The 16,301-nt window shown below is 58.5% G+C and carries 17 protein-coding genes; 14 read left to right on the forward strand and 3 right to left on the reverse strand.

The features are described 5' to 3' along the window. Positions 1-90: 90 nt before the first annotated feature. A complete protein-coding gene (locus KVT38_RS10555) occupies positions 91-576 on the forward strand; it encodes a GNAT family N-acetyltransferase (RefSeq protein WP_217593673.1) in 486 nt (161 codons plus the stop codon). A gap of 52 nt (positions 577-628) precedes the next feature. Here the strand turns inward: KVT38_RS10555 and KVT38_RS10560 are convergent, their stop codons facing one another. Next, positions 629-1,615, reverse strand: coding sequence for an aldo/keto reductase (locus KVT38_RS10560; protein ID WP_217593674.1), 987 nt, complete (start codon positions 1,613-1,615; stop codon positions 629-631). Between the two features lie 183 nt (positions 1,616-1,798). Between KVT38_RS10560 and KVT38_RS10565 the strand changes: the two genes are divergently transcribed. Both KVT38_RS10565 and KVT38_RS10570 read left to right on the forward strand, forming a co-directional pair. Continuing rightward, positions 1,799-2,770: an AraC family transcriptional regulator gene (locus KVT38_RS10565; RefSeq protein ID WP_217593675.1), complete on the forward strand. Its 972-nt coding sequence runs from the start codon at positions 1,799-1,801 to the stop codon at positions 2,768-2,770. A gap of 48 nt (positions 2,771-2,818) precedes the next feature. After that, on the forward strand, positions 2,819-3,457 hold the full coding sequence (locus tag KVT38_RS10570) for an HD domain-containing protein (RefSeq protein ID WP_217593676.1): 639 nt from the start codon (positions 2,819-2,821) through the stop codon (positions 3,455-3,457). A gap of 114 nt (positions 3,458-3,571) precedes the next feature. On the opposite strand, the gene KVT38_RS10575 is transcribed toward KVT38_RS10570, so the two are convergent. Continuing rightward, the gene (locus tag KVT38_RS10575) at positions 3,572-4,141 is read right to left on the reverse strand and encodes a collagen-like protein (protein WP_217593677.1); all 570 of its coding nucleotides are present in this window, start codon (positions 4,139-4,141) and stop codon (positions 3,572-3,574) included. A 301-nt stretch (positions 4,142-4,442) separates the two neighbouring features. Here KVT38_RS10575 and KVT38_RS10580 point away from each other — a divergent pair, with 301 nt between their 5' ends. Further along, a complete protein-coding gene (locus KVT38_RS10580) occupies positions 4,443-5,483 on the forward strand; it encodes a YheC/YheD family endospore coat-associated protein (RefSeq protein ID WP_217593678.1) in 1,041 nt (346 codons plus the stop codon). Between the two features lie 127 nt (positions 5,484-5,610). After that, positions 5,611-6,054 carry a cell wall hydrolase gene (locus KVT38_RS10585; protein WP_217593679.1) on the forward strand — a complete coding sequence of 148 codons (444 nt, stop codon included), beginning with the start codon at positions 5,611-5,613 and terminating at the stop codon, positions 6,052-6,054. Here KVT38_RS10585 and KVT38_RS10590 read toward each other — a convergent pair. Beyond that, a complete protein-coding gene (locus KVT38_RS10590) occupies positions 6,051-6,650 on the reverse strand; it encodes a cupin domain-containing protein (RefSeq protein WP_217593680.1) in 600 nt (199 codons plus the stop codon). The two genes, KVT38_RS10585 and KVT38_RS10590, sit on opposite strands and share 4 nt — an antisense overlap. Before the next feature lie 132 nt (positions 6,651-6,782). On the opposite strand from KVT38_RS10590, the gene KVT38_RS10595 reads away from it, so the two are divergent. From KVT38_RS10595 to KVT38_RS10635, 9 genes are all read left to right on the forward strand, one after another. After that, positions 6,783-7,472 carry a L,D-transpeptidase family protein gene (locus KVT38_RS10595; protein ID WP_217593681.1) on the forward strand — a complete coding sequence of 230 codons (690 nt, stop codon included), beginning with the start codon at positions 6,783-6,785 and terminating at the stop codon, positions 7,470-7,472. Positions 7,473-7,816: 344 nt separating this feature from the next. Next, positions 7,817-8,500: a biuret amidohydrolase gene (biuH, locus tag KVT38_RS10600; protein ID WP_217593682.1), complete on the forward strand. Its 684-nt coding sequence runs from the start codon at positions 7,817-7,819 to the stop codon at positions 8,498-8,500. 25 nt (positions 8,501-8,525) lie between these two features. Beyond that, a complete protein-coding gene (locus KVT38_RS10605) occupies positions 8,526-9,605 on the forward strand; it encodes an ABC transporter substrate-binding protein (protein ID WP_217593683.1) in 1,080 nt (359 codons plus the stop codon). A 14-nt stretch (positions 9,606-9,619) separates the two neighbouring features. Continuing rightward, the gene (locus tag KVT38_RS10610; RefSeq protein WP_217593684.1) at positions 9,620-10,477 is read left to right on the forward strand and encodes an ABC transporter ATP-binding protein; all 858 of its coding nucleotides are present in this window, start codon (positions 9,620-9,622) and stop codon (positions 10,475-10,477) included. Continuing rightward, positions 10,474-11,226, forward strand: coding sequence for an ABC transporter permease (locus KVT38_RS10615; RefSeq protein ID WP_217593685.1), 753 nt, complete (start codon positions 10,474-10,476; stop codon positions 11,224-11,226). The genes KVT38_RS10610 and KVT38_RS10615 overlap by 4 nt, the downstream gene beginning before the upstream one ends. Then, positions 11,223-12,296, forward strand: a complete 1,074-nt coding sequence (gene atzD, locus KVT38_RS10620) for a cyanuric acid amidohydrolase (protein ID WP_217593686.1) — start codon at positions 11,223-11,225, stop codon at positions 12,294-12,296. Before KVT38_RS10615 ends, atzD begins: the two co-directional genes overlap by 4 nt. Positions 12,297-12,363: 67 nt before the next feature. Continuing rightward, a complete protein-coding gene (gene atzF, locus KVT38_RS10625; RefSeq protein WP_217593687.1) occupies positions 12,364-14,148 on the forward strand; it encodes an allophanate hydrolase in 1,785 nt (594 codons plus the stop codon). 23 nt (positions 14,149-14,171) lie between these two features. Beyond that, positions 14,172-14,609 carry a cupin domain-containing protein gene (locus KVT38_RS10630; RefSeq protein WP_217593688.1) on the forward strand — a complete coding sequence of 146 codons (438 nt, stop codon included), beginning with the start codon at positions 14,172-14,174 and terminating at the stop codon, positions 14,607-14,609. After that, a complete protein-coding gene (locus KVT38_RS10635; RefSeq protein ID WP_217593689.1) occupies positions 14,606-16,225 on the forward strand; it encodes a PucR family transcriptional regulator in 1,620 nt (539 codons plus the stop codon). The genes KVT38_RS10630 and KVT38_RS10635 overlap by 4 nt, the downstream gene beginning before the upstream one ends. Positions 16,226-16,301 lie beyond the last annotated feature (76 nt).

The following is a 16,301-nucleotide window of genomic DNA, read 5'->3' on the forward strand; positions in this document are numbered from 1 at the left end:
GCCTTTTTTGGCGCGCGAAGAAAGGAACGGGCAGGATCGGCCGAATTCCTCTAGAATGGAAAGTGGACTATACTCAGGAGGACGACAGGCATGATCACGCTTCGAAATGTGCAAGCTTCGGATTTGGAACAACTGGTGCGGATTGAAAAGGAATGCTTCCCGCAGGAGGAAGCCGCCACCGAAGCGGCCTTCGCGCAGCGGATACGATTGATCCCGGATACGTTTATCGTGGCTGAAAACGCAGGGGATATATGGGGCTACATCAATGGACCCGTCATCGAGCGACCTTATATCACGGACGATCTATTCGAAGAAATCAAGGCGAATCCGAAGAGAGGCGGTTATCAGAGCGTACTGGGGCTGGCCGTATCCAATAAAGCCAGAGGCCAAGGCATTGCGAAGCGATTGATGGGGGAGTGGGAGGAGCGCGCGCAGCAAAACGGAAGGGAAGGCATCACGCTGACGTGCAAGGAGGACTTGGTTGTCTTTTACGAAAAGCTGGGGTTTGCGAATTGCGGCAGATCCGCATCGCAGCATGGCGGCGTCGTCTGGTACGATATGGTCAAGCGTATATAGGCGGAAAACGCTTTGTTCGGTTCAATCGCCGAACAAAGCGTTTTGTCCCCTTTTAGAGATTGACGCTGCTCATCGAAGCTTCCGGATAGCGCAAGCCGAAGGCCGTTCCGCGCGGGGCGGCGTCGTCGATCCGCGAGAGATCCGCTTGCGTTAGCGCGACGTCAAGCGCGCCGACATTCTCTTCCAGGTACTTGATCCGCTTCGTTCCGGGAATCGGCACGATGTCCTCGCCTTGCGCCAGCAGCCATGCCAGCGCCAGCTGGGAAGGCTCGCAGCCCTTCTCCGCGGCGATCTCGGAGACCCGATCGACGAGATCCAGGTTGCGCTGGAAGTTGTCGCCCTGGAAGCGAGGAGAGAACCGGCGGTAATCGTCCTCCGCCAGATCCTCGAACTTGCGAATCTGCCCGGTCAAGAAGCCGCGGCCGAGCGGACTGTAAGGCACGAACCCGATGCCGAGCTCGCGGCATACGGCCAAAATATCGTCCTCGACATCGCGGCTCCAGAGCGAATATTCCGTCTGAAGCGCGGCGATCGGATGGACGGCAGCCGCGCGGCGGAGAGTCGCCGGCGCCGCCTCGGACATGCCAAGATAACGAACCTTGCCTTCCCGCACCAGCTCGGCCATCGCGCCGATCGTCTCCTCGATCGGCGTATTCGGGTCTACACGGTGCTGATAATACAGATCGATGTAATCGACGCCAAGCCTCCGCAGGCTCGCTTCGCAGGCGGCCCTGACGTATTCCGGGCGGCCGTTGACGCCGAGAAACTTGCCGTCCTCGCTGCGCATACTGCCGAACTTGGTAGCGACTACCACTTGGTCGCGGCGACCCTTGATCGCTTTGCCGACCAGCTCTTCGTTTTTGCCTACGCCGTACATATCCGCCGTATCGAGCAGATCGATGCCGAGTTCAAGCGCGCGGTCGATGGTGCGAAGCGAAGCCTCGTCGTCTCTGCCGGCGTAAAAATCTGACATGCCCATGCAGCCAAGCCCGAGCGTCGACACCTCTAGTCCGCCGTTGCCCAACTTTCTTCTTTTCATATTCGTTCCGCCTTTCCTGTTCAAGGTCGTATGAGCCGCACCTTTATTATGCGACGACTGGCCAGAGATCCGGTAGCCGGTTCGTACCATGTTGTTGCCTAATCCTCCAATCGTCCGGATGAGGCTCTCGTTCGGTGCTATAATATCGTTAACCTATTTCCGAAAAGCGACGGAGGGAAGAAGATGCCGCAATCGCAGATTGCCGCTCCACCATCTGGCGGTGAAGCGCTTTTTACGGACTTCGATCAACAGACTGCCGACAAGCTCGCCGTGCTGGCCGAGCTGATCGAACGACATACGGGCAAAGACGGCATATTCCGTACGGACATTCCATCGATTCATTTGATTCGCAGCTCGCAGGCGACATTGCCCGTCCATACGGTCTACGAGCCCGGCGTCGTGATCGTGGCCCGCGGCGCAAAGGTCGTCATGCTCGGCGGGGAAAGCTATACTTATGGACCGTCGGCGCACTTTGTCGTTTCGGTCGATCTGCCGGTGACTTCGCGGCTGCTGCAGGCTTCTGCGGAATCGCCGTACTTGTGCTTGCGTCTCGGGCTGGATCCGGCTCAAGTACTCGAGGTGATCAAAGACGCGAAGCTGGACCGGGAGGACGCTAGGGAGCCAAAGCGGGGAGCGTACGTCGATCGGACGAGTCCCGCCCTGCTGGACGCTGCGGTCCGTCTTGTCCGGCTGCTGGATTCGCCGCGCGAAGTCGCCTATTTGGCGCCGCTGGTCCTCCGCGAGATCTACTTCAGATTGCTAAGCGAGGAACAAGGCGGCGCCTTCAAGCAGATCGCGCTGGCCGGAAGCGGCACGAGCCGAGTCGCCGGCGTCATCGCCCGCATCAAACAAGATTACGCACGGCCGCTCCATATCGACGAGCTTGCCAGGATGGCCCATATGGGCCCGTCGTCGCTGCACCGCTATTTTAAGGAGGTCACGACGCTCAGTCCGCTTCAGTACCAGAAGCGGATTCGGCTGCAGGAGGCGCGCCGGCTGCTGTTGACCGAAGCGCTCGATGCCGCCGACGCGGCCTACCGGGTCGGTTACGAGAGCCCTTCGCAATTCAGCCGAGAATACGCGAGGCTGTTCGGGCTGCCGCCGATCAGCGACATCAAGCGGCTCCGGGAAGAGGCAGAGCAGGAGATCGGTTAAGTATTCGCTTTGCTGCGGCAACCTAAATGAGGAGGGCGACATCGATCCATGTCTACGTTCATCGCGAATATTAAAATTCCCGACAGCAAGCTCGCTTCCGAAGCAGCAGAGTTACTGCGCGAGCATGGCGGCGACTTGCTCTGGAACCATTCGAATCGCGTGTTTTTGTTCGCGTCGATCAGAGGCAACGAGCGGCAAACGAAGTACGACCCGGAATTGCTATATATCAGTTCGCTGTTCCACGACTTGGGACTGACGCCAGCCTTCCGTAGTCCGGACAAGCGCTTCGAGGTGGATGGCGCGAACGCGGCCCGCGAATTTCTGCAAAGCCGGGGAGTGCCGGAAGATTCGATCAGGCTGGTATGGGATGCCGTAGCCCTTCATACGTCGACGGGGATTGTCGAATACAAGGAAGCGGAAGCGGCCTTGATGAATTTTGGCGTCGGCTATGACGTGGTAGGCAAAAATTTTGAATCGATTTCAAATGAAATGCGGCGGTCGGTCGTTGAAGCCTTCCCGCGCGACGAGTTCAAGCGCGAGATGCTGCACGCCTTCTGGGAAGGCTTCAAGCATAAGCCCCAGACGACCTACGGCACGATGAACGCAGACGTGTGTGCGATGTTCATGCCCGGCTTCAAGCAGCCGAACTTTTGCGATCGCGTGCTTCATTCCAGATGGGAAACGTAATTCGTTTGTTTGGCGTGCTCCAAATCGAATACACCGATTCATTTAAAAAAGCTTCCCTTCAGATTCTGTTCGAATCGAAAGGGAAGCTTTTAGGCGTGTAATCGGACGCTAGCCTTAACCTAGTCTCTCAATGAGAAGCGAGGCGCTCGTCACCGGCGTTCCGCCGCCAATACTGGCTTGCAAGGTTTGAGCGCCCATGTTGTCGATACGATTCAAAGTGAGCGTGCCGCCGGCAGTCAACAAAGCGACGACTTGGCCCGGATAGGGTTGGTTCCCCGACCCCGATCCGTAATTGCTGCAAGGCACGAGCGCAGGAGGGGCAGGACCGGCGCCATCGGGGTCGAAGAACAAGCCGAAAGCGGAGTCGCCGGCCGTCGGAAATACTTCCCAAGTGATGCGATAAAATCCGGTCGTCAAAATGTTGACGGTCGAGGGCGGCGTGAAGGTAACGTCCGCTGAATCAATGACTGTGTCGTTAAACGTAACGGCTCCGCCTTGCGCGCCAGGCGCGGGGGCGGCAGCGATCGTCTGATCGACCGAGCTGCAGAGAAAGGCAAACGAAGCCGGCGCGGTAGGTCCTACGGGTCCTTGAGGTCCTTGAGGTCCTTGCGGCCCTTGCGGCCCTTGCGGCCCTGCAGGTCCTTGCGCTCCGGCTGGTCCTTGAGCGCCTGTAGCTCCTGTCAATCCTTGCGTTCCTTGCGCCCCTTGCGGGCCTTGAGGCCCTTGTGGTCCTTGAGGCCCTTGCGGTCCCGGAGGTCCGGGAGGACCTGGCAATCTACCCATAGGCGACGTGCACGCTCCTTTATCGTGGATCGGGCTGTACTGAACCGCAGATTCTGCCCATTCACACTCTATTCGGGGAAGCATCGTTACGTGCCTATCCTACCTGTTTAATTTTTGCGATCATGTATTGTTGTCCATGCCATTCGGAAGGGGACTACATACCTTATCATACGAACCTTGCGCTACTGGAGGGAGGTCGACCATGCCGACAAAAAATAGCCTTGTAGGCATTCTTGTAGCGAGTCGCGCGCAAAGAAAGCAGGCACTACGCCCGTATATATCGAACAACGCTGCCGGCGTCAGGCTATTTTCATTCACGCCGTCGTCCATCGATTGGAGAAGTCGGACGATCGTCGGGCTCCATCGCGAACGGGGAAGGTGGGCGGTCGGCCGGTTTCCGTTTCCCCAAGCCGTATATAATCGCTGCTACCGCACCGATCCGGAATTTCTGTTAAAACTCATGTCGACGATCGGCGAGCAACACGTATTTAATCATATTAATCAATTTAACAAGCTTGAGATTTATAATGTACTGAACAGATGGCTCTCTCCTCATCTGCCGGAAACCGTTCCCTATGACGAATCGAGCGCGACAAGCATGCTGGAACGCCACGGGGAAATCTATTACAAACCGCTTTACGGCTGCATGGGCAAAGGCGTGTACCGGGCGGAGCGGAGCCGTACGGGAGCCATCCGCGCGGGGCAGCATTATTTCGCGCCTAACACGATGACGAACGATTTGTCTTTATTTAACGAGCATATGAAAAGAACGCTCGATTCGACGCCTTATATCGTGCAAAAGGGAATTTCGATTAGCCAAATCGAGGGGCAAGTCTTCGATATTCGGTCCCTCGTGCAGAAAAACGAACAGGGCTTGTGGTCCGTGACCAATCTTGTCAGCAGGATTGCGTACAAAGGCAGCTTCAATACGAGCATTTTCATCAAAACCAGTTTGTCCCGGAACATTCTTGAGAAGCTATATCCACCGGACCGCGTGGGGCGCATCCTGACCTCGATATACGACGTCAGCCTCAGAACGGCAGAGATTCTGGACATGGAAACCGATTATCATCTTGGAGAATTCAGCGTCGACATCGCCCTGGACAGCGAAGCGCATCCCTGGATCATCGAATTGAACGGCAAGCCGCAAAAAAGTCTTTACCAGAACATCCCGAACCGATCCGTCGTCTATCAACGCCCGGTTCAATACGCCAAATACTTATGCGGAAAGCCCTCTTCGTAATGACCAGTATATGGACGATTGCTTGGACGCGTGACGCTCCGCTTCGTTTAAATTGCCGCTCCGGACCGATTCACACATCGGCCTCGCCTTTAATATGATGAGCCTAGAAATCGAATGAGGTGAGCCGATGGCAGTCGTAAAAGCCAGGAAACAGGATATCGACATGTTGGCGAGGCTGCTGCGAGCCGAGGCGGAGACCGAAGGCGAAACGGGCATGCTCCTCGTCGGAAACGTGGGCATCAATCGAGTCCGGGCAAATTGCTCCGATTTTAAAGGCATCCGGACGATACCTCAAATGATCGAGCAACCGCATGCGTTCGAAGCTTTGCAGCACGGTCTGTATTATCAGAACGCCAGGGAACGGGAGCGCCGTCTGGCGCAGCGGGCGGTAAACGGGGAGCGAAGCTGGCCGGCCGAATTTTCGCTCTGGTATTTCCGGCCGGGTTCGTTCGAGAATCCCGGGCCGTGTCCGCCGACCTGGTACGGCCAGCCGCTCGTTGGACGATGGAAGAAGCATTGCTTTTATCAGCCGACCGTAGAGGAATGCGAGAACGTTTATAATACGTTTTAAAACGGATAAGAGGGCGCCGCATGCGCTTGAATGCGAGGCTGTGCATGCGGGACGGCCCTCTTTCCGCAGTTTGCGGACGGGCCGATGGTCGTCGTGTCCGTAATCGGCGCAAGCGCATCAGTGATTTTGGCTTCGTCGAGGCAATACGTGTGGGCAAGCAGGTTTCTCGGCGCGAGCCGTAAAAAATCAGAGACGGCAATAAATTCCGGGACCGGCGCGTCGAAGATCGCGAGGATATGCGTCTGGTTTTCCGTCGCGATCTCCCAGTGGAACCAGCCCTGCGGCACGAGCGCGACCTGGCCGGGCTTTAACGCGAAGCTTCGGACTTCTTTGGTGAACGGATTGAGCAGGGAGACGACCGCCGCGCCCGCGACCAGGTAGACAAGCTCGGAAGCGTTCTGGTGGATATGCGGCTCGACCACGTTGCCAGCCGACATATAAATATCGAGCAGCGAGGCGTTGCCTAGCGTGTTCAGCTGTTGGATGCCGAGCGAATTGATGAAGTTGGCGCCGTCCTTGGTGAATACCCGGTTTCGATTCACGTCGTAAGCGAATTGCACATTGGGCGAAGTAAAATCCATATACGAAACGGCCATGGAGCGATCCTCCTGTCTTCGCGACAAACGCGGGCATTCTCTGCTTTTTTACGATATGAGGCGACAGCCCGACCTATGTTGCATGATTTTCCCGGATTCGGTCACGATATAGAAAAACAATCGGGTGACGGAATGAGTCGGTGCCAAAAGCAAGTCTGGATTTTAACGTTCTTCTTTTTCGTGCTTCAAACGCTGCATTCCACGCCGATTCAAGCAAATCCGGCGCTGCCGATCGTCAAAGACAGCGGTCTGATCTCGATCGAAGTGTACCCTGAGCGACATCTGTTATTGGTGAATTTGGACCATAAGCCGTACAAAAGCTTCCCCGTCGCGGTCGGCAATCCTTCAACGCCTACGCCCGTTGGCGAATACAGCGTCACCTATAAGGGGAAAAACTGGGGGCCGTCGTTCGGATCGCGTTGGATTGGATTAGACGTGCCCTGGGGAATATACGGCATTCACGGCACCAACAAACCCTTTTCCATCGGCCAGCACGCCAGTCACGGCTGCATTCGCATGCGCAATCGGGATGTTGAAGAACTGTACGAGATCATACCGATCGGAACAAAAGTCACCATATTCGGCCATGTGCTCGGCGAAGCGACTCAAGAATTAAAACCGTTAAGCGAAGGGGACGTAGGCGCTGTCGTTCAGCTCGTTCAGAATCGATTGCAAGGCGCGGGCTATTACCTCGGACCGTGCGACGGCAGATTTCGATTTTCGACGACGATCGCATTAAAAAAGTTCCAGCGTCAGAACGGTCTCGTCCCGAGCGGTGTCGTTACGCAGGCCGTATACGAAAAGTTAGGTCTTATAGAATGAACGGATTGCATGTGCATTCGAGAGACGGGGAGAAATACATATCCAAACGTTTTTTCAGCCGTAAAATGAACGAAGCCCGCGAAAATCGCGGGCTTCTTATAGCTGAAAAATCATTTCACGCCGAAGTATTCATGCATATGCATGATGTCCGCCAACGTTTTGCCGCTAAAATCATTATTCACAACACTTATGTAACATTAAATGTTATGTATATGAGATCATTCGTTATTTTTACAACAATAATGCAAAGATATTTGGTAATTACACAAAGAATATCGAAATTTGGCGTGATATAATGTGACACATAACAAAGAGATAAGACATTGGGGATAGGAGGAGCTAACATGACGGTAGAGGCAACACCCTATGCTTGGCCCTTTGACGGCAAAATTGATCCGAACAAAACGGCGCTTTTGGTGATCGATATGCAAACCGACTTTTGCGGCAAGGGCGGCTACGTCGAGCGGATGGGCTACGACCTATCCTTGACGGCGCGGGCGATCGGGCCGATCTCGCGGCTGCTCAAAAGAGTGAGAGAAATTCAGGGCTTCACGGTCATCCACACGAGAGAGGGACACCGTCCGGACCTGTCCGACCTGCCGGAAAACAAACGGTGGAGAAGCGCCAGGGCAGGGGCGGAGATAGGCTCCGCAGGGCCAATGGGACGGATACTGGTGCGAGGAGAACCGGGCTGGGAGATCATCCCGGAGCTTGCGCCTCTGCCGGGGGAACCGGTTGTCGACAAGCCGGGCAAAGGCAGCTTCTATGCAACGGACCTCGATCTGCTCCTGAAGACGCGCGGGATCACGCACCTCATCCTAACGGGGATCACGACCGACGTGTGCGTCCATACGACGATGCGGGAAGCGAACGACCGCGGCTATGAGTGCCTGATTCTGGAGGATTGCACGGGAGCGACCGATCCTTCGAACCACGAAGCCGCGCTTCGCATGGTGCAGATGCAAGGCGGCGTGTTCGGCAGCGTGTCCGATTCTAGCAAGTTGCTGACCGCTCTTGAATCGCTATAAAAACATAACAACGGGGGAATCGAGCATGCGAAAAGTGAACGGAAAATGGATGTCTGCGATTTTGTTGTCTTCGATCGTCGCGATTGCCGGCTGCGGCAGCAATTCTGCGAGCAACGGCACGAACGGCGGCAGTCAGGAGCCGGCCGGCGGCTCGGCCTCGTCCGCGACGACGGCTGCGTCTTCGGCGGCGAGCGCGGATGCGGACTCCCAAAAGCTTAAAAAAGTCGTCGTCCGGCTGAAATGGATCAATCAGGCGCAATTCGCCGGCTTCTACATCGCCAAGGAGAAGGGGTACTACAAGGACGCCGGACTCGACGTGGACATCCGACCGGGCGGTTCGGACTTTCCGTCGGTGCAGATGGTATCCTCGGGCAGCGAAGACTTCGGCGTCACGGGAGCCGACCAGATTCTGATGTCCCGCGAAAAAGGCGCCCCCGTCGTCGCACTGTCCGTCATTTACCGCTCGACGCCATTCGTGCTGTTCACGCTTAAAACCTCCGGCATTACGTCCATGAAGGATCTCGAAGGCCAGAAGGTCGGCGTCAAGCTCGGCGGCAACGAGGAGCTTACGTACCGGGCCATGGTCAACAAGGCCGGCGTCAAGGCCAAATCGATCAGTGAGATGCCCGTCAAGTTCGACCTCAGCCCGCTGCTGACGGGACAAGTCAAAGCTTGGCCGGGCTACGTCATCAATGAAGTAATCGCGGCCCAGGAGCAAGGTGAAGAAGTGAACGTCATTTATCCGAGCGACTACGGCATTAATTTTTATGCGGATACGCTGTTCACGACCGAAAAAATGATCCAGAAGGATCCCGAGACGGTGAAGGGCTTCGTTCAAGCGACGATGAAGGGCTGGGATTATGCCATAAACCACCCGGATGAGGCTGCGCAGGTGACGGTCCAATCCGGCGACCAGCTGAACCTGGAGCATGAGACGAAAATGATGAAGGCCAGCATTCCGCTGCTCGAAGCGGACAAAGGACCGCTCGGTCAGATGGAAGAGTCGCAGTGGAGCACGCTGCAGGACAGCCTGATCGACGTCGGCTTCCTGAAGAAAAAGCAGGACCTGGCCTCGGCCTTCACGAACGAATTCATTCAACCTTAAAGGAGGGATCGCCGATGGCGGCCATCAGTAGCCTAGCAGGATCCGTCAGAGAACGCGCCGCCGGCGCAGCCTTTGACGTCGGAGGCGGTGCCGGCGCAAGCTCCGACGCCCACCTCCAAACCAGCGCCATTTCCATCCAAAATTGCTCGCTGACGTTCGGCAGCGTACGCGTCTTAAACGAGGTGTCGCTCGACGTCCGAAGCGGCGAGTTCATATCCATCCTCGGTCCGAGCGGCTGCGGCAAGTCGTCGCTCCTTCGGCTGATCCTCGGCTTGCTGCAGCCGGATCAAGGCGGCGGGATCACGCTTCATGTGCCCCGGGAGGAGATCGGCATCGTTTTTCAAAAACCGGTGCTTATGCCGTGGCAAACCGCGATCCAGAACATCGAGCTGCCGCTGAACATCGGTCCGCAGCGCGCCAAGCAATCGAAGGCCGAACGCCGCGAGCGGGCGGAGTGGACGCTGGAGCTCGTCGGGCTGGCGGACTTCCGCAACCATTACCCGCAGCAGCTGAGCGGCGGGATGCAGCAGCGTATCGCCATCGCCAGGGCGCTGGCGGCGTACCCGACGATTCTGTTGATGGTCGCACCGATCGGCGCGCTGGACGAATTCACGCGCGAGAAGCTCAATATCGAGCTTCTCCGTCTATGGGCGAACCCGGACACCAAGTTGAACACGGTCGTCATGGTCACGCACTCGATTCAGGAATCCGTGCTCATGTCCGACCGGATCGTCATGATGTCGCCGCGCCCGGCCAACGTCAGCGACATCGTGCAGGTGCCGCTCGCCCACCCGCGGGAAGCCGAGATGCAGGAGCTCCCGGCATTCCTGAGCACGGTCAGGGAAATTCGAAAGCAGGTGAAGGCGCTATGACGGCCAAATTCAAGGACATTCTTTATCCGATCGCATTTGCCGTGGGCCTGATCTTGATCTGGGAGGCCGTCGTACGTATTTTCGATATCCCGCTTTACTTGCTCCCCGCGCCATCGGACATCGCCGGGGTCGTCGACGGCGAGCTGCTGCGCAACATGGGCGTGACGTTGTACGAGGCGGTGCTCGGCTTCCTGCTCGCCAATGTGCTTGGATTTTTGACGGCGATTCTGTTCGTGCATTCCCGTCCGGCCGAGAAGGGGATCTTCCCGCTGGCCATCGCGCTCAAGACGACGCCGGTCGTCGCGCTGGCGCCGCTTCTCGTCATTTGGCTGGGCACCGGCTATTGGTCGAAAGTGGCCGCTTCCATGATCATTTGCTTTTTTCCGATACTCGTAAACAGCGTAAAGGGCTTGAAGGCGGTCGAGCACGAAGCTTGGGAGCTGTTCTCGGCTTATAAAGGAACAAAGGCGGAGATCTTCTGGAAGCTGCGGCTGCCGACCAGCCTTCCCTATGTGCTGTCCGCGCTCAAAATCTCCAGCTCGCTCGCGATCGTGGGCGCCATCGTCGGCGAGTTCGTCGGTTCGAACAAGGGGCTCGGTTACTTGGTGCTGTTGTCTTCCTATCATTTAGACACGCCGGTCATGTTCTCGGCGATCGCCGCGGCCGCGGTCGCGGGGCTGATCTTGTTCGGAATCATTGCTTCGGTCGAAAAAAGAGTCATTTTCTGGCAGAAGGTGGATGAAGTATGAGGATCTCGGTCGTACGCGTCCCGGCAGCGTCTCCCAGCGATACGGCATCGCTGCGGGCGCATATCGAAGCAGGCTCGATTCATCCTTCTCAGGTGATCGCGGTGTTGGGCAAAACGGAAGGCAACGGCTGCGTCAACGATTTTACGAGAGGGTACGCGGTTCAAACGCTTCGCGGCTTCTTCGCCGGTCTAATCGGCGCGGAAGCGGCGGAGCGAATCTCCTTTATTATGTCTGGCGGCACGGAAGGCGTGCTTGCGCCACACTTCACGGTCATCAGCCGATCCGAAGCAGAGGGAGGGCCGGCTGATCCTGGCTTGAAGTCGCTTGCGGTCGGCGTCGCGCATACCCGACGCTTCCTTCCGGAGGAGCTCGGACGCTCGGCCCAAGTCGAGGAAGTGTCGGCGGCCGTAACCCGGGCTATGGCGGAGGCGCGGATCGAAGCGGCCTCCGACGTGCATTTCGTGCAGACCAAATGCCCGTTGCTTACAGATGCGGACATCGCGGAGGCCAGAGCCCGGGGAGCCGAAGTCGCGGTCGACGATACATACAAGTCGATGGGCTACTCCCGCGGCGCGTCCGCGCTCGGCGCCGCCGTCGCGCTCGGGGAGATCGTCCGCGAAGAGATCGCCGACGACGACGTCTGCCACTCGTGGGACAAATTCAGCGAAGTCGCGTCCACCTCGGCGGGCAGCGAGCTTGCCTACTGCGAGGTGATCGTCTTCGGCAACTCGGCGCAGGCGAGCGGCGATCTGTTCATGAGCCACGGCGTCATGGCCGACGCGATCGATGCGAAGCCGCTGCTCGCGATGCTTGCCGACCATCCGGGAGCGGAGGTCGTGCAGGTGCTGGCGAAGGCCGAGGCCGATCCGACGAGTCTCATCCGCGGACGCAGGCATACGATGCTTAACGATTCGGACATTAACCATACGCGTCATGCGCGGGCGGCCGTCGGCGCCGTGCTGGCTTCGATCGTAGGCGACCCGATGATCTACGTCTCCGGAGGCGCGGAGCATCAAGGTCCGGCGGGCGGCGGACCGGTAGCCGTCATTTTCCGTCGCACCAATACGTAGTAGTTCAAGAAAATTTGCAGGTACGGTACAGGCGCAGCCGTCAAGCGCCAAGGAGGAGAAGCCGAAGATGACTGCTGCACAATTCCCCCTTCGAATGACCACGTCCTGGCTGCGGGAGCAATACGCGGCTTCGAAGCTTGCGCCGCGCGATGTCGTGGCGGAGATGATCCGCCGATCCGTCGTCGATGAACACATGAACATCTGGATCGCGCCGCCGGATGCGGATACGATCGAGCCCTATCTGAAGCGGTTGGAAACGATGGACCGCTCGGCGCCCCTGTGGGGCATCCCTTTTGCCATTAAAGATAATATCGACCTGGCGAACGTCCCCACGACGGCGGGCTGTCCCGCATTCGCCTATACGCCGGATGCGCACGCCGCCGTCGTTCAGCGGCTGATCGAAGCGGGCGCGATCCCGCTCGGCAAGACGAACCTGGACCAATTCGCGACCGGGCTCGTCGGCACGCGAAGCCCTTACGGCGAGACGCACAACGCGCTGAAGCCCGAACTGATCAGCGGCGGCTCCAGCTCCGGCTCGGCTGTCGCCGTCGCAAGGGGCCATGCGGTCTTCGCGCTCGGCACCGATACCGCGGGCTCGGGACGCGTGCCCGCCGCCCTGAACGGCTTGATCGGCTTGAAGCCGAGCCTCGGATCCTGGCCGACGCGAGGCGTCGTGCCCGCTTGCCGGAGTCTGGACTGCGTGACCGTGTTTGCGCACGAGCTGGAGGACGCGATGCGCGTCGACGGGGTCGCGCGCGGACCGGATGCTGCGGATCCTTGGACACGTACGGTCGTTCGGCGTTCGCCGGAGCTGCCGAAGCGCTTGCTGCTCCCTGGCGGCGATTGGCCTTTTTTCGGCCCCTACGCCTCCCGGTACGAAGCGGCTTGGCGTCAGGCGGAGCGGAAAGCGGCACAGCTGGGCATCGAGGTTCAAACGATCGATTACGCGTTGTTCGCGGAGGCGGCCGCCGTACTTTACGACGGGCCGTGGGTCGCCGAGCGCTGGTCGGCGTTGGGCGCGTTCATCGATGCCCATCCCGGCGCGGCGTTCCCCGTGACGGAGCAGGTGCTGCGCTCCGGCTCCGGGGACCGGCACGATGCGGCTTCGGTCTTTTCGGCCATGCACCGGATTCAAGCCTTGAAGCATGAAGCGGCCAAGCTGCTCGAAGACGCAGCGCTCCTGCTGCCCACGGCCGGCGGCACGTGGTCACGCGACGAGGTCCGGGCCGATCCGATTCGGACGAATAGCGACATGGGGCGGTGGACGAATCACTGCAACCTGCTCGATTTGTGCGCCATTGCCGTTCCGGCGGGAGAAGCGGCGCCGGACGTGCCGTTCGGCATTACTTTGTTTGCGGTGTCGGGCGGCGAAGACATGCTGGCGGAGCTGGCGATCCGCTGGGCCGATCCTTCCGGGGAATCAAGTCCGCGCTCGTATAGAGGCTCCGAGGAGCAGCCGATGACGACGACGTTCGTTGCCGTATGCGGGCTTCATATGAGAGGTTATCCGCTGGAACCGCAAATGAAGGCGCATGGCGCCGCATTCGTCAAGGAAGCGAAGACGGCTTCCAAATACAAGCTATACCGTCTGCCGACATCTCCGGCCAAGCCGGGGCTGGTCAAGCAGGAGAAGGGCGGCTCCGCGATCGAGCTGGAAATATGGGAGATGCCGCTTGCAGCGTTTGGCCGATTCGCGGCGCTCATCCCCGCACCGCTTGGCATCGGCAAGGTCGAGCTGGCCGACGGCACCGAGGTGCCTGGGTTCGTATGCGAAGGATACGCGGCGGCGGATGCGGAGGACGTGACCTTTGCCGGGAGCTGGCGGAACGTACAATTGCTGAAAAATAACTAGACCTATAAAAGGAGCGCGACAGCATGATCAAAGCGGAGGAAACAAAAGTCGTCGTCGGAGCCGACATGGAATGGGGACTGATGCCCAATCACTGGCATCTGTATCATCGGGAGATCGTGAATGCCGCGCAGGCGGACGAACTCGGCGTAAGGGTCAGCTCGGTGCTGTGGGAGAAAATCGGCGTCGGGGGAGCCGTCCTGCCTCACTATCACGACGTCGCCGAAATCATTCATATTACGGCAGGCGAGGTCAAGCTGCTGCGCGACGGGACCTGGACGCTGTACAAAGCGGGGGATACTTTCCACGTACCGGCCGGCGTCGTCCATTCCGTCGCATGCGCCGGCGATTCGCCGAGCGAGCAGATCAGCGTTTTCCTGCCCGTGGAGGCCGACGCGCCCAAGAACGCCTACTTCAATACGCACCTCGTCGAAGACGTCTATACCGATAAGCTCGGATCATGATTAACGACACGTTGGCCTTCACCTGCCGCGATCTGCTGCTCATTCCGAATCTGCAAGGCGCGACCGTCCGCGCGGGCCATAAGGGGATGGATCGGGCGGTCAATCGGGTCAACGTCATGGAAGTGCCCGACGTGATCGATTGGGTGCGGCCCGGCGAGTTTCTCGTGACGAGCGGCTTTCCTTTTCGCGACAATCCGGACCGCATCGCGGAGATGATCCCGCAGCTCGCTGAACGAGGCGTAGCCGCGTTAGGCATCAAGACGCGAAGATATATCGAGGAGATCCCCCCGTCCGTGCTGGAGATGGCCGATCAATACGACATTCCGCTTATCGAGCTGCCGCTCCCGACTTCCTTCTCCGACGTCGTCCGCGAGGTCATGGAGCGGGTGCTCGTCCAGGAAGCGAGACATTTGACGCTGCTTCAATTCAGATATCAGAAGCTGTCCAAGAAGCTGCTGCACGGGGGAGGCATCGAGGAATTTCTCGGTGAGCTGGATGAGACGCTGTCGAACCCGGTCGTATTGATGGACGACGCCAATCAGCTTTATTTTTCGCCGTCGGCTAGTTCGCTCTTCCCGGGAAACGAGGAGTCAGACGAGTGGGCCAGGCTCTGCCACGACATCGAGCTTGGCGTCAGCTTGATGACTGTGGGCGACCGGCGCATTCGCGTATACATCTCGAACGAAGACGGCAAGGGCAATGCGTGCAGCCTGCTGCTGCTCGAGTGGAACCGGGAGCTGGACGACGCGGACAAGCTGACGCTGGATCGCATCGGCGTGCTGGTCAGCCTGGAGCTGGCCAATCTTCATGCGAGGCGGGAGGTCGAGTCCAAGTACGTCGATCAGTTTTTGCAGGACTGGCTAACCGGGCGCATCGTCGCCCTTCAGGACATCGAGGCAAGGGCGGACGCCTGCGGATGCCGGATCGCCCGCAACGGCGCGTACAGCGCGGTATACGTCAGGCTGTCCGATAGCCATGCGAATCCGAAGCTGCTGACCAAGGCGATCAAGCAGTTCCGCCGGTTCGGCACGGAGCGGGACGGCATCTGGGCCACGCAGCTCGACGGACATATGGCGCTTCTCCTCTCCCATGAGACGGCGGAGCATCTGGACCGACAGCTCGAGAAATGTCTGTATCGGCTGACGCACCTGCTTGGACTGGACGCCAAGGCGGACGTTTCCTTTTGCATCGGCGATCCTGTCGACGCAGCGGACGAGGTAAGGCGCAGCTGCGAGCAAGCGCGCAAAATTCATTTTATCAGCTCGATCTGCGGCATTCGCGACGCCCATATCCGGTACGACCAGCTTGGCGTCTATCAACTGCTTTATTTGCTGCCGGCGTCCGAGCAGGTCAAGGAATATCTCGACCGTAACGTCAAGCCAATCGTCGACTACGACAGCAAGCACAATACGCAGCTGCTCAAAACGCTGCAATGCTACCTGCAGCACAACGAAAACGGCAAGCTGACGGCGGAAGCGCTATTTTCGCACTACAACACGGTTGCCTACCGGATCGAACGCACGTACGAGCTGCTCGGGCTCGATCCGGAAAAGGTGAACGACCGACTGCAGCTTCATCTGGCCGTCAAGCTGTACGAGATGCAGCAGGGGCGTTAGAAGTCGGAGCGACCGGGCAATCATTTAAAGCTTTCGTAGGGACAGCCAAAAGAATCCGGCCGTGAGTCGGATTCCT

Origin of the sequence: Cohnella sp. GbtcB17, assembly GCF_019091135.1 — a bacterium.
Classification (GTDB): Bacteria; Bacillota; Bacilli; order Paenibacillales; family Paenibacillaceae; genus Cohnella.